Genomic DNA, 20,546 nt, shown 5'->3' on the forward strand with positions numbered 1-20,546 from the left:
GCGGAGGTCGAATTCTTTCTGGCATGTTGGCACCGCATCCGCCGCATCTCGTCTACGGAGAAAATCCGGCACAGAATGAGCCGCGTTCCGAGGGAGGGTGGGAAGTATTGCGCTGGGCGTACGATCATGCTCGAGAAAGTATCGAGCGTCTGAAACCCGACGTCCTGCTCGTGCATTCGCCGCATTGGATTACGCAGGTCGGACATCATTTTCTTGGTGTTCCCGAGCTCTCTGGCAGATCGGTCGATCCGATCTTTTCAAATATTTTCCGGTACGACTTTTCGCTCAAAGTCGATGTGGAATTGGCGGAGGCCTGCTGCGAAGAAGGCCGAGCCCTCGGCCTCGTGACCAAAATGATGCGCAATCCTGCGTTTCGAGTCGACTACGGCACGATCGTGACGTTGCATATGGTGCGACCACAATGGGATATCCCCGTCGTCGGTATTTCGGCCAATAACAGTCCGTACTACCTCAATACCGGCGAGGGACTCGGGGAGATGGACATTCTGGGGAAGGCCACGCGCGAAGCTATCAGAAAGAGCGGTCGCCGCGCTGTGCTGCTTGCGAGCAACACGCTGTCGCACAGACATTTTCACGAAGAACCCGCACTCCCTGAAGACATGTCCAAGGAGCATCCCGAGCGCTACGACAGTTATAAATGGGACATGCGTCTGATCGATCTGATGCGCAAGGGCAAGATGCGGGAAACATTCTCACTTTTGCCGCAATTCATCGACGAGGCATTTGCAGAGGTCAAGTCAGGCGCGTTTACGTGGATGCACTCAGCCATGGGGTATCCCGAACTGGCGGGGAAGTTCTATGGATATGGAACCGTCATTGGAACGGGAAACGCCGTGATGGAGTGGAATCTTGAAGAAGCCGGCCTGGCGGCGCTCGAACCGGCGCTCCACGCCTGAGCAGCATTCATGACTGTGTACGGCGGTATGTCGTGCGCTTTTGCTACGAACATGAGCTGGAGTATTCCGTGACCATCGTATCGGCATTTCTCGTACCGGGAAGCCCGCTTCCTCAGCTGCGCGGCGATGTACCGCCGTGGCGGCGGCTCGCATCGGCAATGCGTGAAGCGGGTCAGGTCCTGGCGGGTTCAAAACCCGACGTTGTCCTTGTCTATTCGACCCAATGGATGGCCGTGCTTGACCAGTTGTGGATCAACCGGGCCAAAAGCACGGGACTGCACGTAGACGAAAACTGGCATGAGTTCGGTGATCTACCGTTCGACATATCGAGTGACGTGGAACTTGCTGAAGCGTGTGTCCAGGGTTGCAGGCAAGGCGGTGTTCATGCAAAAGGCGTCGATTACGACGGTTTTCCGATCGATACCGGCACCATTACCGCCGCAACCCTGATGGGGTTCGGGACACCGGATCTGCCGGTTGTCATTGCTGCCAACAACCTGTACCACAGCCCGCGGCAAACGGAGGCACTCGGACGGATTGCATCCCGCGCGGCAGATGCGGCTGGCAAGAAAGTCGCCGTCGTGGGGATCGGTGGACTGTCGTATTCGATGTTTCGCGAGCCGATTGATCCGAGTGCCGATCACATCATTTCAGAAGGCGATGATCGGTGGAACCGTCGCATTTTGCAGTTGATCGAGGCCGGAGCCGTTGACGAGCTTCGCTCGGCCATTCCCCAGTATGCGTCGGAGGCCCGGGTCGACATGGGATTCAAGCACTTCTTCTGGATCCTGGGGGCGCTGGATGGGCGGTTTTCCAGCGCCAGGATTCATGAGTATTCGCCGCTGTATGGCAGCGGCGGTACCATCGTGGAATTCGTGATCTGACCTTGAGATACCACATCGGCGGCATCTTTACCTGGTCATACTGATCGTATTGCCATCGGCTCAACACGGTGATCGTTTCGAGGAGAAGCTGTGAAGCATTTCAGAAATTTTGTAAACGGGGAGTTTATCGAAAGCAACAGCCGTTTCCCGAATCACAATCCGGCTAACGGAAGGATCATTGGCGAGGTACATGAAGCTGACCGGGAACTCGTGGATTTCGCGGTCGACGCGGGACATCGTGCGGTGCGGGGAGGATGGGGCAGGCTGAAGGTTGCGACGCGCGCGGCCATGCTGTACGGGATTGCTGACGAGATCGAACGCCGCTTCGACGACTTTCTCGAAGCCGAAATGAGTGATACCGGCAAGCCGGTGTCTCTTGCTTCAAATGTGGATATTCCCAGAGGCGCGGCGAATTTCAGGATGTTTGCCGACATTCTGAAGACGGCTCCGCTCGAGTCGTATAGAACCGAATTATCGGACCGCAATCATGCGTTGAACTACACCGTGCGCAAGCCACTCGGGGTCGTGGGAGTCATTTCGCCATGGAATTTACCGTTGCTTCTGTTGACCTGGAAAGTGGCTCCGGCTCTTGCATGCGGAAATGCCGTGGTTGCGAAACCCTCTGAAGAAACACCGGGCACAGCCACGTTGCTGGCCGAGGTGATGCATAAGGTGGGCTTGCCGCCCGGCGTATTCAATCTCGTGCATGGAAAGGGACCGGGATCGGCGGGCGAATTCATTACCACGCACCCGAAGATCAACGCCATTACATTTACCGGCGAGTCCGCGACGGGAACCGCAATCATGCATGCAGCGGCGAAGCATGTGAAGCCCGTCTCGTTCGAGCTTGGAGGAAAAAACGCGGCTATCGTATTCGCCGACTGCGATTTCGATAAGACCGTCGAGGGCATGATGCGTGCCATCTTTTTGAACAGCGGCCAGGTATGTCTGTGCTCGGAACGCATCTTTGTCGAGCGACCAATCTACGAACGATTCGTCGCAACCATGGTTGAGCGCGTCTCGGCTCTCAAGCTCGGAACATCGACGGATTCTTCGACGACGATGGGTCCGCTCATCTCTGCGGCCCATCGCGACAAGGTGCTGTCGTACTACCAGCTCGCTCGCGAAGAGGGGGCGATTTTCCATGCCGGCGGCAGCATTCCCCAATTGGGTGGCGAACTCGATGCGGGTTTCTGGGTACAACCCACGCTTATCTCAGGACTGCAAGACAGTGCCCGGTGCATCAAGGAGGAGATTTTTGGCCCCATCTGCCATATCTCTCCCTTCGACAGCGAGACGGAGGTGGTCGATCGTGCTAACGACACCGAATACGGTCTTGCGGCCACGATCTGGACTTCCAATGTACATCGCGCTCATCGCGTGGCGGAGTCGATGAATGTCGGGACCGCGTGGGTCAATACCTGGTTCCTGAGAGACTTGCGCTCGCCATTTGGTGGAAACGGCCTTTCCGGCGTCGGGCGCGAGGGCGGTTTGCATTCACTCAATTTCTATTCGGAGCTGACCAACGTATGTGTAAGCGTAGAGCAGTGAGTGCCATGTTCCTTCAACAGGAGGTGAGCAAGTGAAGGACTTCCGGAACCAGGCAACGACGGCAACCGTTGTGCCGGGGCGTGCGACTCCCAGAGGGAAGTATCCGCATATCAAACGCGCGGGTGATTTTCTATTCGTCTCCGGCACGAGTTCGCGCCGGGCCGACAACAGTGTTGCGGGCGCGAGTTCGGACGAGCCAGGCGTTCTCACAATGGACATTCGCGAGCAAACGCGGGCGGTTATCGAGAACATCCGGTCAATTCTCGAGAGCGAAAAGGCGGGCCTTGAGGACGTGGTCGAAGTCTGCACTTATCTGGTCGATATGGGGGACTTCAAGGGCTACAACGAGGTCTACGCGGAGTACTTCGACTTTTCCGGGCCTGCCCGCACGACGGTTGCGGTCCACCAGTTGCCGCACCCGCATCTGAGAGTCGAGATCAAGGCGGTCGCTTATCGGCCGCTCACGGGTTCGGAGTGATCGAACGATCAGTGCTGCAGCCAGCCGCTGATGTCGTCCAGAACTTGCTGCTCGATCCCAAGAAAGCCGTGAGGCGCGTGGGCGCCGCATTCGGCTCGCTTGCTGCCGCCTCCCGCCGAACTGGAGACGGCGATGAAGGCGAAGCCATTGACGGACGCGAGACTCCGTGCATTGCCGAATGGGGAAACCATGCAGCCGTCGTTTTCATTGGAGACGACCAGCACGCGCGCATGATTTTCCGGCCACGCGAGCCCCGATAGCCCGACTTGCGAACCTCTTGCCACCGTGACGGGCGAGGTGAGGACGAACGCGTCGGCGATATCAGGGCTGCGCTTGAGCAGATTACCGACCGTAATCGTGCCGCGGCTCGTGCCGACCAGTGCGATCTTCGCTTGCGGGTAGCGCTGCCGCAGTACCGAGATCGCGGCTGCGACGTCCTGGCGGGCCGGGTCGCTCAGGCGGAAGGGGTCGTCCATGCCATCCGGATGATCCGAAGGCGTGTCGAAGATCACTGCGGCGTCGCCGAGGCCGGTCCAGTACGAGGCAGTCCGGAGGACGAAATTGCCCGCCATTCGCATCGGGCCGCTACTGGCCAGCCCGACGTTGCCGTTGTCTCCGGCGAACAGGATCACGATCCAGGGCGGGGTGCTCGATGGCGCATCGAGCCAGATGCCTTGCGTGACGTTCGGCCGGCTCGGGATCTGGATCAATTCGGCGGCAGACGCCGTGCGGGCGCATAGCAGGGAAGCTGCCGCGAGCGTGGCCACGAGCAGCGAACGGACCCCGGTGGCCAGGACGGCCATTGGGGGAGAAGGCAAGGGCTTGCGGTGTTCCATCGTGTCCCCGGGCTAACGTGACAGGTCGCACGATTCTATCGCGTCCGCCCCGTTCCCAATTCTTTGGCAGAGCGAGGCGCGAGACTCACGTGCACTATCCGACCGGAAGGCTTCGGCGTGGAATACGATCAGCAGATCTGATTACTTACGCCAATACCATCGAGAAGCACGTCGAGTTGTTGCTCGATGTTTGCGCGATCGTAAGAAACCATCGCTACGCGCCAGAGACCTTGCAGGAAGGTGACGATGATGGAGGCGACCATCATGGGGACCAGCGACGGCTGCAATAGCCCCTTTTCCTTGTCTTCGCGCAACCGGGTAGCCACTGCCGATTGCAGTTCCGTGAGGCTCCGCTCCGCGCGCTTGCGCAAGTCGGGATCGTCCAATACCTCCGGAGCTTCCATGGCGGCCAGCATGCACAACTTCGATGGGGTTGCGGAATCGTCCAGACAGTCAAGGACTACTGCAAAAAATGCCTGGATTCCTTCGAGCGCTGTCGGCGCGTTCGCGAGAGCTTCCATGCGCCTGGCAACGATCTGCTTTTCGTAGCGTTCAATGCAAGCAAAGTACAACTGCTTCTTGCTTTTGTGGCTATTGTAAAAAGACCCTTCTCCAATGCGCATGACCTTCAGTAAGTCACGCAATCCGGTCTGGGCATAGCCGCGTTGCCAGAATAGTGCGAGGGCGGCGTCAAGGGCCTCTTCGTAGTCGAATGCAATTTTCCGAGCCATAGTCCGATTTTCCTTAATTGTAACGGCCGCTACAATTTCGTTGACGGCATGAATTTAGCGCACTATATTGTAGCGATCGTTACAATATAGTGCCGCCTAACTTCGCCGTCGAGCTGTATCGAGCGCGGGCAGCGCCCACCAGGAACCCCTATGAACTCTTCGATGCCCGTGCCTGCGCAAACACTCGTATTGCCGCCGGCGACCGAGCGCGTTACCCCGTTCGAACTCAATGTGCCTCAGGCGGCGATTGACGATCTAAAAAACCGCCTCGACCTGATTCGCTGGCCGGACCGCGAGTTGGTAGCCGACTGGTCTCAGGGCGTGCCTTTAGCCGTGGCCCAGGACTTGATCGCGTATTGGAAGCAAAGTTATGACTGGCACCGATTTGAGGCGCGCCTGAATAGTTTTCCGCAATTCCGCACCCGGATCGATGGGGTTGGCATCTACTTCATTCACGCGCGATCGGCGCATGAGAACGCCTTACCTATCATCATGACGCATGGCTGGCCGGGGTCCGTAGCCGAATTTCTCGATGTCATCGAGCGCCTGACCGACCCGACCCGGTTTGGGGGGAGGGAGGAAGATGCTTTTCACGTCGTTGTCCCGGCCATTCCCGGTTATGGTCTTTCGGACATACCTCGTGATCTGGGTTGGAACCCGAGCCGTATAGCGCGTGCCTGGGCTGTACTGATGACAGAGCGTCTGGGCTACCGAGGCTGGGTGGCCCAAGGTGGGGATTGGGGCTCCGCCATCACGGCGGCGCTTGCCAGCCAGAGGCCTCAAGGCCTTCTCGCAGCCCATGTGAATCTTCCCATGGTCGTTCCCGCAGAACTCCCGTCAAATCCAACGAAGGAAGAGATGAAAGCACTGGCCGGCATCGAGTACTTTGTCACCAGAGGCACGGGTTACGCCGATCAGATGAACACTCGCCCGCAAACGATTGGCTACGCACTCAATGATTCGCCGCTGGCACTTGCCATGTGGATCTATGAGAAGTTTTGGGATTGGACGGACAACTTCGGAAAACCCGAGGACGCTTTGACTCGCGATCAAATGCTGGATGACATTTCGCTCTATTGGTACACCGGTACAGGAACATCTGCATCGCGGTTGTATTGGGAAGGCGTTGGAGAAACCATTCGCAGTCACGAGTTCTTCTCGCCGAGCCGGTCCGGCGGCGGAAAAATCGAAATCCCCATGGGCGCCAGCCTGTTTCCTTCCGAGACTTTCAATCCACCTCGGGCGTGGGCGGAACAATCCTGGAGCGAAATTTTTTACTGGAACCGGGTAGACGCCGGGGGCCACTTCGCGGCGTTCGAGGAACCGGAAATTTTTTCGAAGGAAATGTGGAAGGCCTTTCAGCCGTTCCGGGCCTCGGTGAAGGGACAGTAAGAAAAGCAGAACGTTACCGAAAATGCGCTAGCCGACAGAGGCCGGGTTGGGCGGAAAAACTTCGATTGCCTGGAGCGGTTCGCTGTCCGATCGCCGCTCTGCGGCATGACGACTGTTGCGGCGGCGTGACGGCGGAAATGGCAGCGACTCAAGATCGACTAACAACGAGAGTCGCTGCCCCGTCGATTCCTTAGAAGAAAATATTCAGATTGCCGAGCAGATTGAGTGCCGAGCCCGTTTCCGGCTTATAGGCAATGCTGGTCGGATGATTGACGTATCCGACGCCGAGACTGCCATAAACGCCGCGCACGAGCCGCGCGCTCCAGGAAAGCGTAATCGCCTTGCTGTCGCGATGCACGAGATTGCCGGCCGCCTGCGAAACGCGGATCGCGTCGCTGCCCCACACGCTATCGGTCGCGACAAGCGAGATCAGATCGTAAGGCCGGCTCTCGAATATCCCTTTGGCGTACAGCCGTAATTCATAGTACTGCGAAACGGCATTCGCGTAAGGAGGCGCATACATGACCGAGGCTCCCGCATAGAGTCCGCGCCCCGGTGCGCCCGAAGGATGCGTCTGCCACAGCTGACGATCGCCGACGAAGTAGAGATAGCCGTTATGGTCGACGCGCGTGCCGGGATGCTCGTAGCTCTTGAAGTTGCTCGTGTTGTACGCGCCGCCGACGCGCATCCACGTCATCGGCCGGTCTGCCGCCGGCGCGCGCTGATAGCCCGCTTCGCCGAGATAGAGGGCGCCCGCGTTCGGCGTGGACCAGTCGAAGCCCGTGGGATTGTATTGGGTCTCGGCCTGCAGGCCGTCGGGATTGACGGAGCGCTGTACCGCGCCCTGCAGGTACCACTTGTCGGTCACCCAATACTTGAGGTTGATCCCCGGAGTGGGCGTGCTATTGCTCGACATGCCGCCCTGAATCGGAATGCTGCCCGAAGGGCCGAACACGCTCGAGGCCAGGCTGCCGCCCACGTAGATATTGGCGAATTGCCACGTGTTCGTCGTATAGCCGAGCTTGAGTTCCAGGCGCTTGCTGAATAGCGTCTGGTAGTAGGTCATCTGCGAGAGACTGGTCTTGTTGGGGCCGAGCGGCGCCCAGGAAACCGTCGTGTTGATACCCGCGACGTAGAACTGGCCGTCCGGAATGCCGAAGCGCGAGAGATCATACGTCACGCCGGCGATAAAACTGTTGGTGTACGAAAAGGTTTGGCCGTTGTACTGCTGCGTGCCGTTATTGCTGCGCGCCGAGCCTTGCAGCGTGTTGTACGCCATGTTGAACAGATTCATGCCGATAAAGCCGATACCGGCGTCGGCCAGCGCGCGGCGCATGCCGAAAGCCTCGGGGTCGACCGTGTCGGCGGGGCCGGGCAGCGCGAGGTTGAAGCCTTTCGGCTGCAGCGACGCGAATTCGCTGCCAGGCGCCAGAGCGGAGGCGGGCGGCGTCGTGAGCGCGGCGGCGCGCGCGGCGTCGACGGCCGGGTCGGCCTGCGCGGAATTGAGTGTGTCGGACCAGGCGCTTTCGGCGTTGCACAGCAACGTGAAGGCACCCGAGAGCAGCATCGCGCTCATGGCGGGACGGTGCGGGAGAAAGCGGCGTCTTCGACGCGCGGGCAGGCTCTGGCGAGTCTGTCGTAAGGAGCGGCAATGAGCGTTCATGGTCGGGCGGCGAAATAGCGTAGTGGAAGGGAGCGTGCGAAGCGGTTAGCTGTCGTGCTGGGGTTCTGTTGTCGTGATGTGGGCAAGGGCGCGGCAATCGCGCGGCGGGCGCGGATCAGTCGTGCTCCGCCCTCGCGAGTTCGCGCAGCAGCGTGCGCGATCCGCTCGCGATCAGCAGTGCGCCGGCAATATAGGTGAGCGAAACGACGGCAAGTGCGTGACGCAAGGCATCGGGGCCGGCACTCGCGGCAAAGAAGTCGCTGAGTACGCCCGCGAGCGAGGGACCGACGCCCATGCCGATCAGGTAAGTGAAGAGCAGGAACAACGCCGAGGCCGTTGCCCGATAGCGGCTGCCCGCGAGGGACTGGATCAGCGCGTAGGAAGGGCTCGTCGAGAGACCGGCGAAGAACGTCATGGGCAGCGAGATGGCGAGCGCGATGTCCAGGCTATCGGTGTACAGGAACGCGAGCGTGAGCGGCGAGGCGAGCGCGAACGACAGCGCGGGCAGGCGCAGGCTCCAGCGCATGTCGCGGCGTGCGAGCAGGTCGACGAGCACGCCGCCGAACAGCAACGCGGCGATAGTCGCAAGGCCCATCGTCAGCCCGTAGGTGGCGCCCACGCGCGCGGCCGTGAGATGGTAGTGGCGCATGAGAAACGCCGGCACCCAGCTCAGTACTGCGAATGAGCCCACCGAGCACACCGCTACGCCCAGGCAAAGGAGCAGGAACGCACGGCGCGCGAGCAGCACGCGGGTTGCGCGCCAGAGGCTTTCCTGCACGCGCGGTGCGGCGGCGTGCGGCTCCTTGACGGTGAGCCAGAGCAGCAGCGCGAGCAGCGGACCGGGCGCCGCGCCGGCAATGAAGGCCATGCGCCAGCCCCAGTGATCGACGATCCAGCCGCCGATGAAGCTTGCCGCCATATAGCCGCAACCGCCCACCACCACCACGACCGATAGCGCCGTGCCGCGCCAGCGCCGCTCGAACGTGTCCGAGACGAGCGCATGAATCGTCGGATTGCCGCCGGCCTCGCCGACGCCTACACCGAGCCGCGCCAACAGCAGCACGCCAAAGCTGGGCGCGACGCCGCACAGCGCGGTCATCGCCGACCAGACGGTCAGCGAAAGGCTCAGCACGCGCACGCGCCGGCCGCCGTCCGACAGGCGCGCGATCGGCACCGCGAGCAGCGAGTACACGGCGGCGAAGCCGAGTCCCGAAAGCAGGCTGATGCGGGCGTCGCTCACGTGCATGTCCGACTTGATGGCCTGCGTGACGATTGCGATCAGGAAGCGATCGTAATAGCCGAGCAGTGAAACCAGTGCGAGCAACACGAGAATGTAAAGCGCAGTGGCGCGCCGCGGCGGTGCGGCGTGGTGGCGGGCGTGCGCGGGTGAGACGCCCGCGCGCGGCGGTGCGATCGGCGTGGTGGTTTCCATGGCGAAGTCCTTGGTTAACCGTCGATCAGGTCGGATGTGTGCCGGCCGGCGTATCGACGTCGCCGTCGATGCGCGCGCCGCTAAAACGCTCGTGGAAGTCGCCGAGCTCGATCGTGAAGTCGTCGAGCGCGGCGATTTGCGCTTCGCTCAGTTCCGGGTGTTCCGCGCGATACCACGCGCCGTATTCGGGCAATTGCGAGGAATAGGTCTTGAAGTAGGTGGACCAGGCACGCAGACGCAACTGCGGGCGTTGCGCATCGAGATCGAATTCCATGAGGCGCAGCCAGCCGTCGCCGATGCCGTCGATCACGCGCGTATCGGGCGAGGTCATGCGCAGCGACTGCTTGCGGCTTTGATAGTTGGTGAGGAACTGATAGACGTCGTGGCCGTGCCGGTTCTTGTCGATGCGATGCTGCACGCCGTGAAAGTGGCCGTTGAGCACCGCGAGAATCGGGTCGTGCCGCGAAACGAAGCGCTCCCACAGGCGCTCGGGGTCATGGCGCTGCGGATCGAGACGCGAAAGATCGAGACATTCGATCGATTCGCGGCGGCCGTTGCTGTTGAGGAACTCGTGAATGGAAACGATCGTCGGCAGGCCAGGAAATGCGGCGAGCACCGATTCGGCCCATTCGATCACTTCGCTGTCCGGCGACATCTCCATGCCGAGATGCAGGAAGCGATAGCCGCCGCCGTTGAAAATCTGCGCGCTGTTCGCGCCGCCGCGCAGCGATGCCACATACCACGGCTGACCCTTGAAGAAGGGTGTGCCGGCGCCGAAGTTGCGCGTCCAGTTCACCAGTTCGCCGCAATGCAGGCCGCCGATGCCGCTGTAATCGCCGGGCACGAGCTCGCGCGCGCTGGGCGGATGGTTGGCGTCGGTCCAGAGATGATCGTGGTCGTGATTGCCGGGCACGACCGAGAACGGCAGCGTGCCCGCGATGATCTCGTAGGCGGCCTTCGCCGCGGGAATCTCGACCTCGACCACTTTCTCGGGCGAAGGCGGAATCAGCGAGTCGATGATGGGATTGGCGACGGCCTTGTCGCCGCGCGCAGCGTGCTCGCGGTCGAGCGCGTTGCTCACCGGATGCTGCCACATATCGCCGAGCCCGGTAGCGAAGGCGATTTCGCCGCCGTTCTTCACGGCGTTGCGCGCGATGTAGTGCATCATGTCCCAGAGAATTTCGCGGGAGTTGAACGGGAAACCCGCCTCGCGCTGCTGGGTATGACTCGTGTAGTTTTGTGTGTCGGGGATGACCGCGATGCTGAAGCGATGGCCCGGCGTGGCCTTGGATGACTGCATAGAAACTCCATGAGAGCGGACGTAAAGCGTCGGAGTCGAAGCGTGTCTGTCATGCTTCACGAATCAACTAGAACACTTGTACAGTATCTGGCTATTAAGGCGGCGCTGTGACATCGCACGGCTCGCGCGACTCCAGACGTGGCCTTCATCACCAAGAAAAATGAGGAATATGACGTGAGGTTTACAAGATGTTGATCGGCTACAATCTCGGCTTCGAGCTGCGATCAGGGCGTGCGAAGCGGCCAGATCAACACGAGAGACAGGAAGAAATATGAAACAGTTGTACAGTTTTGGGCTGAATGGCCGGACTGCCCGCGGGAGGTGCCGTTGAGCATCGAAACCTCAGCAGGCCCGAGCGCGGAGCGCCTCAAGCAGGCCGCGTTCGATCTGGCATGCGAGCAGGGGCTCGCCGCCTTGAGTGCCCGCGCGCTTGCGTTGCAGACGGGCGGTAGCGCCTCCGCGATCAACTATCACTTTGGCAGCCGGGACAAGCTGCTGCTGGCGCTCCATGGCGAGGCCGCCGAGCGCTCGGCCAAGGCGCGTGAGGCTGCGCTGGAGTGCGGATATGCCATGGTGCCGGACTGGGCAGACTGGCCTTATGTGTTTGCCGCCGTGCTGCAGGCGCGGCTGGAGCGTGAGCGCGCGGCGAACCTGTTATTGCTCGAACTGGAGCACGAGAGCAATTCGGGCCGCGAGCCCGGCCTGCGTGAAGCCGCGCTCGGCGAAGCGCATATCGAGGCGCGATTCTGGTTCGAATTCGCGAGCCGCTTCGGGGCGAGCGAGGCCGCGGCGCGCGTATGGGCGGACTTCGCACTCGGGCTCACCGGTCTTCTGATTGGCGAAACCGAGGCCGTGGCTTGTGCCGCGTGGATAGCGGCGCCGGCCGTGCGACTCCAGCAGCGCCTCGGCAGGCAGCCGGTCGCGCTCGTCGAGCGCCGCAAGCCCGCCATGGCGGATCGCGAAAGGGCCGCGCTCGACGAGGCGCGCACGGTGACGGGGTCGGCGCGCGCGAGCAGGACCACACAGGCGATTCTCGACGCCGCCATGACGACGATAGCGAAGCAGGGCGCGGACCGCCTCACGCAACGCGAGGTCGCGACGCTGGCCGGCGTGTCGCTTGCTTCGGTCACCTACTTTTTTCGGACCAGGAACGATCTGATCTATGCGGCCTTCGATGCGCTGTGCCAGCGCATGCGCGCGCGGGTCGACGCGCTGGAGCGTCGTGCGGCAGACGAGTTCGTCGAGGCCAACGTGCTGCTGCAGAAAGGGGACGGGCTCGAGTCGCTCGCGGCGCTCAATGCGCTGCTACGCGCGGCGGCACGTGACGCCGCGCTCGCGCCCATTGCCGCCGAGATCCGGCAGCTACGGGGGATCGGCTCGTTCGTCATGCTCGGCAAGCTGGGCCTGCGGACCGACTGGGTCGATGCCTATGTCTGGGGCGTACTGGCGGCCGGCAGCACGCGCACGTGTCTGCTGGCGCATCCTCACGATCCCGTTGCGGCAATCGAGGCGGCGGCGGGGGAGACGCTGCTTGCGGTGTTCGGTGTGCGCGGCTGATGTCCGACTCTCCTTCGTCGGTCGATTTGTATTGATGGATGAGCGTGTTCTTGGAGTCGTTGCCTCGCAATCAGGTTCATTGACTCGCGTCTGTATGGATCACCGCGTAAGGCTGTGGAACAATCTCTTTTCCCACATAAATCACCAATAAAGAACGGAGCTTGTTATGACAGCAGAGCGCGAGACTCGTGCGAAGACCGTACTGCAAAGACTGCGCGATGAGATTGACGGGGATGCATGGCGGTGGCCTCGTCACCCCGGCCGCATCGACAAAGTGCGGCGCGTCATCGCGGGATGCGAGAAGCGTATCCTGGACCCTATCAAAAGCCGGCACGAGAACGTCGCGTGCAGCGGCGATGCGAATACTTGCCACCTGTTTCAGGCGCCGCCGACTTCCGGGATGCGTGATCGACGCCTATGCATGCGTCCCGGCTGCGGGCTTCGCAAGCGTTGAGAACAGGAGAGAGAAACCGCCTTTGAGGTCGGAGAAAGTTCACGACTACCGTTGATTGAACCGGGCTGGTACGAGAGGACGGCGCTTCAGGATGCGGAGCGACATCGAAAGTTCCATGGCCCGGATTCACGACATGATCCGTCGAATCAGAAGCGCTGGAAAATGCCGGCCTGAATGCCCAACTGGTTCTTTCCTGCCAGCGTCATGCCGCCGACATCGACACCCGCCGTGCTGTTCTTCGAATTGAACATATAGCTCGCATTCGAATACAGGTAAGTATTCTTCGACAGGGCGTACATCGCCGAAAAAACAGTATTCGTTGCCTTCACGTCTTTTCCCGGGACGTCGACGTGATAAAGGCTGCCAATTAGCGTGAGTGCGGGCGTGACCTTCACGCGCGCGCCTCCCCAATAAAGATTGGAGTTGATGGAGTTTGCCAGGAACTCCGTCTTCAGAAGCCGATACCCCGCCATGAATACCCATTTGTCGACGTTGACGCTTGCGGCGGCCACGTAGCGCCTCGCGCGGTCTCCCGGGACGGACGTGGCGGGCGTGAGGCCAGCCGAGAGCGTGCCCAGCCCCGAGCCGGTGCTGGACAACGGCCCGTGCAGATTGTCGTAGGCGAGGACGCCGCTGAAGACCGGACCTTTGTACTGGGCCGTGAACGCAAGGTCTTTCGCTGTCGACGCGCCGCCGGCGGTGCCGCCAATCGGCGTGCCGATGCTGTCGTACCCCATGCTGTAGAAGCCGGTGAGCCTGAAGTCGCCGAGCGTGCGCGTGTAGCGGATGGACTGGTCGCCGCGACTCACGAGCCCGGGGTCCAGCGTCGCCAGCGAATATTGGGCGTACGTGGTGGGATCGTAGCCGTTGAGCACGTCGTAGATGGGGTTGTATACGCGACCGAGCCAGAGTTCGTTGTCGTGCCCGCTCAGGCCGAGCGCAGCTTGCCGGCCGAACAGGCGGTTACCCTGTCCCAGGGTGCCCTTGGTTTCGTCGAAGCCCGATTCCAGCCAGACGGAAGCTTGCCAGTCATTACCGAGATCTTCGCGCGCCCGGATTCCCCAGCGCGATTCCTGGATATTGCCGTCCTGCAGTTGCACCAGCGAATGTGAAGTCTTGTTCGCGTTGGTCAGATATTCGACGCCGGTGTCGACGATGCCATAGAGCGTGACGCCGCTTTGGGCGTGGGCCGATAGCGGAACCATTAGCGCACCCGCCGTGGCTATCAGGGCTTTCGACCATGCAAATCCGATCTTCTTCATATTTTGTTATGCTAAATAATAATCTGTTGTTTGGATAACATTGAAATACGGTGTGCTGCTTGCGATCGACGTTCAGCGAACCTCGTTATCGCGGCGGTGCCACGAGAGGGTGGCTTGCGCAGCCGTAGCGAACGCAAGCCACCTCAGCAAGGCAGGGTGACGCCAAAGACTCAGCGCAGACTCAGCGCAGATTCAATACGAATTCAACGTGGACTCAGCGCCGCCGACCACGGCGAAAACGCATCGCTCACGCCTCGGGCGGTCACGCCGTCGAAGCGCTCGATAATGCTCGGGCGGGCGAAGTTGATGGGCAGGACGTTGTGGTCCACGACCTCGCATTCCCCGAGCTGGCGCAGCGCATCCAGCACGTCCGCGGAGAGCCTGCGGTCCGCGCTCAGGCGCTCCGGTCCCGATACGTCGATCCTCGGCCAGTGTCCGGCATCGCCCACGTCCATATCGAAGTCGTGCACGAACAGCAGGAGTTGCGCGATCGCGGCCATGATCCGCCGGCCGCCGGCCGCTCCGCCGACGACAACCGGGCGGCCGTCGCGGGCGATGATGGCAGGACACATGTTCGAAAGCGCCTTCTTGCCACCCGCGATGCTGTTCGATGTGCCCGGCCGCGGGTCGAACCACATCACCCCGTTGTTCATCACGAATCCGGTCGAGGGCAGCACGACGCGACTGCCCATCGACGACAGCAGCGTCGTCGTCAAGGCGACCATCGAACCGTTTGCATCGCAGACGTTGATGTGGGTGGTGCAGCCCTTGGGCGAATGCGGATCGCTGTCCTCGTGCAGGCGCTTGCGGTACGCCGACTTGAGCGCCTGGGCCATGCCGGCGTACCACTGCGGGGAAGGCCGGGTTTCGCTGCCGCGGCTCGATGGCGGCTGCAAGGCGGCGAGCGCGTCCGCGAGCGTCGGGCCGGCGTTGAGGCCCGACGAAAGCTGTATCGTCGATTCCCCCCATGGCACCGACAAGGCGCCGGACGTTTCGACCGCATAGGCTTCCAGTTCGTCGCGCCCGATCAGGCCGCCCATGCCGGCGATATCGTCGACGATGGTTTTCGCCAGGTCGCCGCGATAGAAATCGCGCCATCCCTGCTGGGCGATCTGCTGCAGCGTGTCCGCAAGGCGGCCCAACGGCAGGAACCCGGGCGTGCCTTGGTACGGCGGCACGGGCGGCAGGCCATCGCGCAGAAAGATCCGCGAAGTCTCGGCATAGCGGCGCATGATCGGCGCGGCCTGCGCGAGCATCAGGGTGGTGAACCAGTCCGAGGCGAGGCCGCGTTTCGCGAGGGCAATCGCGGGTTGAATCACTTCCGACAGCGGCATCGTGCCCCATCGTTCGAGCATCGTGCCGTAGCCGGCCACGGCCGTCGGCAGGCAGAACGACAGCGGCCCATGGGAGTTTGCGTCGTCTTGCACCTGCGGCCACGGAAACATGTCCGTGGCAGGCTTGCCGGTCAGCGGAAACAGCTCCGGGCGCAGTTTCTGCGGCGCCACGGGGCCGAAGTGGATCGAGGTCGCGGCCTTCTCGTCATGGCCTTGGTAAAGGGCGAAGCCGATGCCGCCGAGCCCGGAGTTCCAGGGCTCGACGACAGCGAGCGCGAAGGCGACCGCCACGGCCGCATCGACGGCGTTGCCGCCTGCTTCGAGCACCGCCGCGCCGACGGCGGAAGCATCGTACGACTGGGAGACGACCACGCCGCGCGAAGATTCGGCGATGGGCTTTCTGACCGACCAGTTATGCACCGGGTGGTCCAGGGGTTCGTAGGAAACCATATTGTTGGCGTCTGCAATGGTTACGTCGGGTTGCTATTTGAAGCGGCCTCGTTTTCCGTCGCGGTCAAGAAGGCCTCCTCACGGATTTCAGACAGCATGCGTCTTTGCATACCGCACGATATCCGCATGCGTGGCAATCCACGTTTTGCGTTCGCGGGCGTAACGGAGCAACTCCTCGAGAATCCAGATTCGCGAGCGCGCGCTGATCATGTGCGGGTGCATCGTCAACTGGAAGATGCCGCCTTCTTCAATGGCGGCGTCCAGTTCCCGCTTGAAGATGTCGAACACATCGGCCGGCGCGGTGTAGGGGCGCAGCGATTGGAAGCGGTGCATGTTGAAATACACGGCATCGTCGCGAATCCATTCGACCGGCAGTTCGACCACGTCCGTCGGCTTGCCGTCCAGAAGCAGCTCGTAGCAGTCGTCGTCTGCCATCAGCGAGGAATCGTATTCGAGGCCCATTTCCACCGCGATGCGCAGCGTATGAGGGCTGAAATCCCAGGAGGGGGTGCGCATGCCGACGGGCCGCACGCCGGTAATCGAGGTCAGCGTGTCGGAAGCGCGCAGCAGCAGGTCGCGTTCGGCTTCGTACGGAAGAATCGAGTTGAGCTCGTGAATCCAGCCATGCAGGCCGATTTCGTGGCCGGCATCGGCGAGGCGTTTCTGTTCGTCGGGGTAGGTGAGCGCCGCGACGGCGGGCACATAGAAGCTTGCCTTGGCGTCGAACTTGTCGAGCGTCCGTTCGATGCGCGGCACGCCGACGCGATTGCCGTATTGGCCCCAGCTCATGCGGCCGATGGATTGTCCGCCGTCGCGCAGCTCGCCGGTTTCATGGTCGCTGTCGAAGGAGAGCGCGACCGCGCACGGCGCATTGCCGGGCCAGGAAGCCGGTTTGAGCGAGCGGCCGGCACGCACCTGGTTGAGGAGTCCGCGCCATTTCGGTTCGTCCCATTGCCACGGCTTCAGTTCTTCGTTGTTCGTATTGTTGCTCATGCTGTCCAACTCCTTGTCTTGCTGATGACTTACTTGCCGCCGTCGACGGCAATGATTTGCCCGGTTACGAAGGACGCCAACGGCGACGCGAGAAACACGGTGACGTTGGCGATATCCTGCGGTGTGCCTAGGCGGCCGAGTGCGATGCTGCGCATCAGGGCGGCCTGCTTCTCTTCGCCCATCGCGTCCCATTGGGCCTCGGTTGCGGCATTCGTGCGAACGAAGCCGGGCGCGAGCGCATTCACGCGCACGCCGTGAGGGCCCAACTCATGAGCGAGCTGGCGGGTGAGGCCCAGCGAGGCGTGTTTGGCCGCGCAGTACGCCTGCACGCCCGTGAGCGATGCCTGCAGCGCCGCGCCGGAGGCAATCGTGACGATGGCACCGCTTTTCCGCGCTTTCATCACGGGGGCAACGGCGCGAGCCAGCGCGAACGCGCTGCCGAGATTGATGTCCATGATGCCGTCCCATTCGGCGTCGGTGACCGACTCGATGGGCTTGTGGGCGTGTCCCATGACCCCGCCGGCGTTGTTCACGAGGACGTCCACCTTGCCGGCCGAATGAGCGACGGATGTGATCCAGTCGGCCGCCGCGCGCCGGTCGAGCAGGTCGACGACCGCGGTCCGTACGCCTTTTTCCTCGAGCGGGCGCAGGGCGGCTTCGCTCACGTCGGTCGCGTAGACCGTTGCACCCAGCTCGGCAAATTGCGTGGCGATGGCGGCCCCGAAGGTGCTGCCGGCGCCGGTGACGGCGACGACCTGCTCCGAAAAATCCAGTTTCATGCGATCAGCTCCAGAAGGTTGGCGTCCGCGAGGGCGCGTCGGCCGTCTTCGATTTCGTGAATCATGTTTTGCAGGGCCGCGAGGGTAGGCGTCGCGATGCCGAGGCGCAGGCCGGCGCGGACCACTTCGCCCACTTGCATGTCGACTTCGGTTTTGCGCTTGCGGATGGCGAGGTCGCGCCATATGCCGGAGTGGGTCTTGGCATTGGGCCGGTTGAATTCGACCATCGCGGCGACCGTGGCTTCGACTTCGGCAACCGGCGCGTTGGCACGGAATGCCTCGGGGCGAAAGCCGTTGAAGCCCTTGGGCGCGATGCCTTGCGCGGCGGCCACGCTCATGACTTCGCAGCCGAGCCGCTGCCAGAGCGGCAGCAGCTCGGGACGGGCGAGGCAGTCCGCAATGCCGAGATCGCCCACGGCTTGCGCATGAAGCATCGCTCCGTAGGCGAGCTTGCCCCAGAGGTACGCGTTGATGTCGTCGGTGGCGATGGCCTCGGGCTCGAAATGCCGCATGTCCGCGAGCAGTTGTTCGAGGCGCGCGCTCGGCGAGCCGTCGAGTTCGCCGAGCACGACCGCTGCGCGATTGCCGAAGTGGACTTCGCCAGGGCCGATCCAGTCGGCCCCGAAATTGACGAAGGCGCCGATCACGCGCTCCTTGCCGACGATCTGCGCGATGTAGTTTTCGCACAGGCCGTTTTGCAGCGAGAGCACGTAGCCGTGATCGTCGAGGAACGGCGCGAGACGCCGCGCTGCCTCTTCGGTGTGCTGTGCCTTGACGCACAGGAAAATGCGTCGCCATTTTCCCGTGAGTTCCTGAGGCGTGAAAGCCGGCGCGGTAACGTGCGGATTGCTGACCGGCCCCGTGATGGCGAGGCCTTTGCCGGGTGTGCGGATCGCGTCGACGTGCTCCGCGACGACGTCCACGAACGTCACGTCGTATCCGGTTTGCCGCAGATGAGCGCCGACCGTGCCGCCAATCGCGCCGGCGCCCCAGATCAGGATGTCATGTTCCATGCTTTCTATCAGCCCGTGTGGTCAATCAAGTGATCCATGAGCCGTCTCCTTGAGGCCAAGAATGACCACGCCCGAGACGATCGCCGATGCAATCAGGTAGTACGCCGGAGAGATGGGCGAGCCGGTCTGCTGGATCAGCGTGGTGGCGATGAACGGTGCGAATCCGCCGAAGATCGCGGTTGCGAGGCTGTAGCCGATGGACAGCAGCGTCGTGCGCGACTTCGTCGGGAACATCTCGCACAACGCGGCCGGCCCGGCTCCCGAGAAGGCGGCGATAAAGATGTTGAAGAAGATCTGGATCGCGAGCGCGTTGCCGAGGCTCGGGTGCTTCAGCAGCAGCGAGAACAACGGGTAGGCAAAGATCGTGAAGACGATGCAGCAGGAGAGGAGCAAGGGCTTGCGGCCCCAACGGTCGGACAGCCAGCCGAAAAACGGCGTCGCGGCCACCAGGATGACGAGCGCGATGGCATTCGAGGTGAGCGCCTGCATCTGCGTGAGGCCGACATGCTGCACCATGAAGGTCGGCAGGTAAGACAGCATCACGTAGTACGAAACGGTCCAGATGATCGTGAAGCCGAACGCCCGGCTCATCATCGCGAAGGCTGCGCCTTTGGTCGGCTTGGCGACCGTCTCGCCCTTGGCCTGCGACTCTTCGAAAGCGGGCGTTTCGCGCAGCGTGCGGCGCATGTAGACGCCCACGACCACGAGGATCCCGCCGAGCAGGAACGGCACGCGCCAAGCCCATGCGTCCATCTGCTGCGCCGTGAACATCGAGGTGACGACGGTGACGACCAGACTCGAAACGAGGGTGCCGCTCGCAATCGATGCCTGACCGAAGCCGCCGAAAATGCCGCGCTTGCCATCGGGCGCCGACTCCACGATCAGCGAAGTGGAACTGCCCCATTCTCCGCCGGCCGCGAGCCCCTGGGCGATGCGCAGAACCACGAGCAGAGCGGGGGCGATGACGCCGATGTTCTGGTAGGTCGGAAGCAGGCCGATCCCGACCGTGCCGAGCGCCATGCCGAAGATCGTGATCTGCAGCGCGATCTTGCGGCCGAGCGTGTCGGCGATGCGTCCGATGATGACGCCGCCGAGCGGGCGGGCGAGAAAGCCGACGCCGAAGGTCGCGAAACTCGCCAGCAGGGCCACGACCGCGTCGCCCTGGAAGAACTTGTGGCCGAGCGTCGGGGCGAGAAAGGCGTAGACGATCAGGTCGTAGTACTCCAGCACGTTGCCGATCATGGCCGCCGCCAGTTGCTTGCGCGGTTTGACCTCTTCGTGGGCCATCTTCATTTCCTCACTAGCCAGAAGGGTGTTTGAGCTTCTCATGCGATTCGCCTGTCGGTTGTCTTGAATGCACGTCGGTGATGCTTATGCAGCGACGTTCGTATATACGAACGTCGTTCGTATTTGAAAACATATTTTCACGAGCAAAAGTCCGTGCCTACTGGGGTTAACCCGTCACGTGCCGCAACGGCCGGCCTGTCGTGGCGTATCCGCGGCCGCGTATCCGTTGCCGG

General features: G+C 62.1%; 17 protein-coding genes and 1 tRNA gene. 7 read left to right on the forward strand and 11 right to left on the reverse strand.

Annotated elements, in window-relative coordinates:
* Nucleotides 1–23: 23 nt before the first annotated feature.
* From cnbCb to GXB81_RS04415, 5 genes are all read left to right on the forward strand, one after another.
* Nucleotides 24–917 carry a 2-aminophenol 1,6-dioxygenase subunit beta gene (gene cnbCb / locus GXB81_RS04395; protein ID WP_205299253.1) on the forward strand — a complete coding sequence of 298 codons (894 nt, stop codon included), beginning with the start codon at nucleotides 24–26 and terminating at the stop codon, nucleotides 915–917.
* A 122-nt stretch (nucleotides 918–1,039) separates the two neighbouring features.
* Nucleotides 1,040–1,124, forward strand: a tRNA-Ala gene (locus GXB81_RS04400).
* On the forward strand, nucleotides 1,076–1,801 hold the full coding sequence (locus GXB81_RS04405) for a tRNA U-34 5-methylaminomethyl-2-thiouridine biosynthesis protein (RefSeq protein WP_240159201.1): 726 nt from the start codon (nucleotides 1,076–1,078) through the stop codon (nucleotides 1,799–1,801). Before GXB81_RS04400 ends, GXB81_RS04405 begins: the two co-directional genes overlap by 49 nt.
* Before the next feature lie 90 nt (nucleotides 1,802–1,891).
* Nucleotides 1,892–3,352, forward strand: a complete 1,461-nt coding sequence (locus tag GXB81_RS04410) for a 2-hydroxymuconic semialdehyde dehydrogenase (protein WP_205988475.1) — start codon at nucleotides 1,892–1,894, stop codon at nucleotides 3,350–3,352.
* Nucleotides 3,353–3,383: 31 nt separating this feature from the next.
* Complete coding sequence (locus GXB81_RS04415; protein WP_167047072.1) at nucleotides 3,384–3,830, forward strand: RidA family protein; 447 nt, start codon at nucleotides 3,384–3,386, stop codon at nucleotides 3,828–3,830.
* Between the two features lie 8 nt (nucleotides 3,831–3,838).
* Here the strand turns inward: GXB81_RS04415 and GXB81_RS04420 are convergent, their stop codons facing one another.
* Together GXB81_RS04420 and GXB81_RS04425 are read right to left on the reverse strand one after the other, a co-directional pair.
* Complete coding sequence (locus GXB81_RS04420) at nucleotides 3,839–4,666, reverse strand: hypothetical protein (RefSeq protein ID WP_205988476.1); 828 nt, start codon at nucleotides 4,664–4,666, stop codon at nucleotides 3,839–3,841.
* A 128-nt stretch (nucleotides 4,667–4,794) separates the two neighbouring features.
* Nucleotides 4,795–5,397, reverse strand: a complete 603-nt coding sequence (locus GXB81_RS04425; protein WP_205988477.1) for a TetR/AcrR family transcriptional regulator — start codon at nucleotides 5,395–5,397, stop codon at nucleotides 4,795–4,797.
* Nucleotides 5,398–5,547: 150 nt separating this feature from the next.
* Between GXB81_RS04425 and GXB81_RS04430 the strand changes: the two genes are divergently transcribed.
* Nucleotides 5,548–6,789: an epoxide hydrolase gene (locus GXB81_RS04430; protein ID WP_241016234.1), complete on the forward strand. Its 1,242-nt coding sequence runs from the start codon at nucleotides 5,548–5,550 to the stop codon at nucleotides 6,787–6,789.
* 190 nt (nucleotides 6,790–6,979) lie between these two features.
* Here the strand turns inward: GXB81_RS04430 and GXB81_RS04435 are convergent, their stop codons facing one another.
* The 3 genes from GXB81_RS04435 to GXB81_RS04445 form a co-directional block, all read right to left on the reverse strand.
* Nucleotides 6,980–8,365, reverse strand: coding sequence for a carbohydrate porin (locus GXB81_RS04435; RefSeq protein ID WP_167283005.1), 1,386 nt, complete (start codon nucleotides 8,363–8,365; stop codon nucleotides 6,980–6,982).
* Between the two features lie 202 nt (nucleotides 8,366–8,567).
* Nucleotides 8,568–9,884 (reverse strand): MFS transporter, encoded by a 1,317-nt coding sequence (locus GXB81_RS04440; protein WP_205988478.1) that lies wholly within the window; start codon nucleotides 9,882–9,884, stop codon nucleotides 8,568–8,570.
* 25 nt (nucleotides 9,885–9,909) lie between these two features.
* Nucleotides 9,910–11,184, reverse strand: coding sequence for a serine/threonine protein phosphatase (locus GXB81_RS04445; protein WP_167047054.1), 1,275 nt, complete (start codon nucleotides 11,182–11,184; stop codon nucleotides 9,910–9,912).
* 231 nt (nucleotides 11,185–11,415) lie between these two features.
* Here GXB81_RS04445 and GXB81_RS04450 point away from each other — a divergent pair, with 231 nt between their 5' ends.
* A complete protein-coding gene (locus GXB81_RS04450) occupies nucleotides 11,416–12,741 on the forward strand; it encodes a TetR family transcriptional regulator (protein WP_205988479.1) in 1,326 nt (441 codons plus the stop codon).
* Between the two features lie 600 nt (nucleotides 12,742–13,341).
* On the opposite strand, the gene GXB81_RS04455 is transcribed toward GXB81_RS04450, so the two are convergent.
* From GXB81_RS04455 to GXB81_RS04480, 6 genes are all read right to left on the reverse strand, one after another.
* Entirely contained in the window at nucleotides 13,342–14,457 is a 1,116-nt protein-coding gene (locus tag GXB81_RS04455) for a porin (RefSeq protein WP_205988480.1), read from the reverse strand.
* A gap of 203 nt (nucleotides 14,458–14,660) precedes the next feature.
* On the reverse strand, nucleotides 14,661–16,118 hold the full coding sequence (locus GXB81_RS04460) for a gamma-glutamyltransferase (protein ID WP_205988481.1): 1,458 nt from the start codon (nucleotides 16,116–16,118) through the stop codon (nucleotides 14,661–14,663).
* Nucleotides 16,119–16,328: 210 nt separating this feature from the next.
* Nucleotides 16,329–17,234: a polysaccharide deacetylase gene (locus GXB81_RS04465; protein ID WP_167282995.1), complete on the reverse strand. Its 906-nt coding sequence runs from the start codon at nucleotides 17,232–17,234 to the stop codon at nucleotides 16,329–16,331.
* Nucleotides 17,235–17,263: 29 nt separating this feature from the next.
* Complete coding sequence (locus GXB81_RS04470) at nucleotides 17,264–18,013, reverse strand: SDR family NAD(P)-dependent oxidoreductase (RefSeq protein ID WP_205988482.1); 750 nt, start codon at nucleotides 18,011–18,013, stop codon at nucleotides 17,264–17,266.
* A complete protein-coding gene (locus GXB81_RS04475; RefSeq protein WP_205988483.1) occupies nucleotides 18,010–19,026 on the reverse strand; it encodes a ketopantoate reductase family protein in 1,017 nt (338 codons plus the stop codon). Before GXB81_RS04475 ends, GXB81_RS04470 begins: the two co-directional genes overlap by 4 nt.
* Nucleotides 19,027–19,047: 21 nt before the next feature.
* Nucleotides 19,048–20,313, reverse strand: coding sequence for an MFS transporter (locus tag GXB81_RS04480; protein ID WP_205299251.1), 1,266 nt, complete (start codon nucleotides 20,311–20,313; stop codon nucleotides 19,048–19,050).
* Nucleotides 20,314–20,546 lie beyond the last annotated feature (233 nt).

The organism is Paraburkholderia sp. Ac-20336, assembly GCF_017105025.1.
GTDB lineage: Bacteria > Pseudomonadota > Gammaproteobacteria > Burkholderiales > Burkholderiaceae > Paraburkholderia.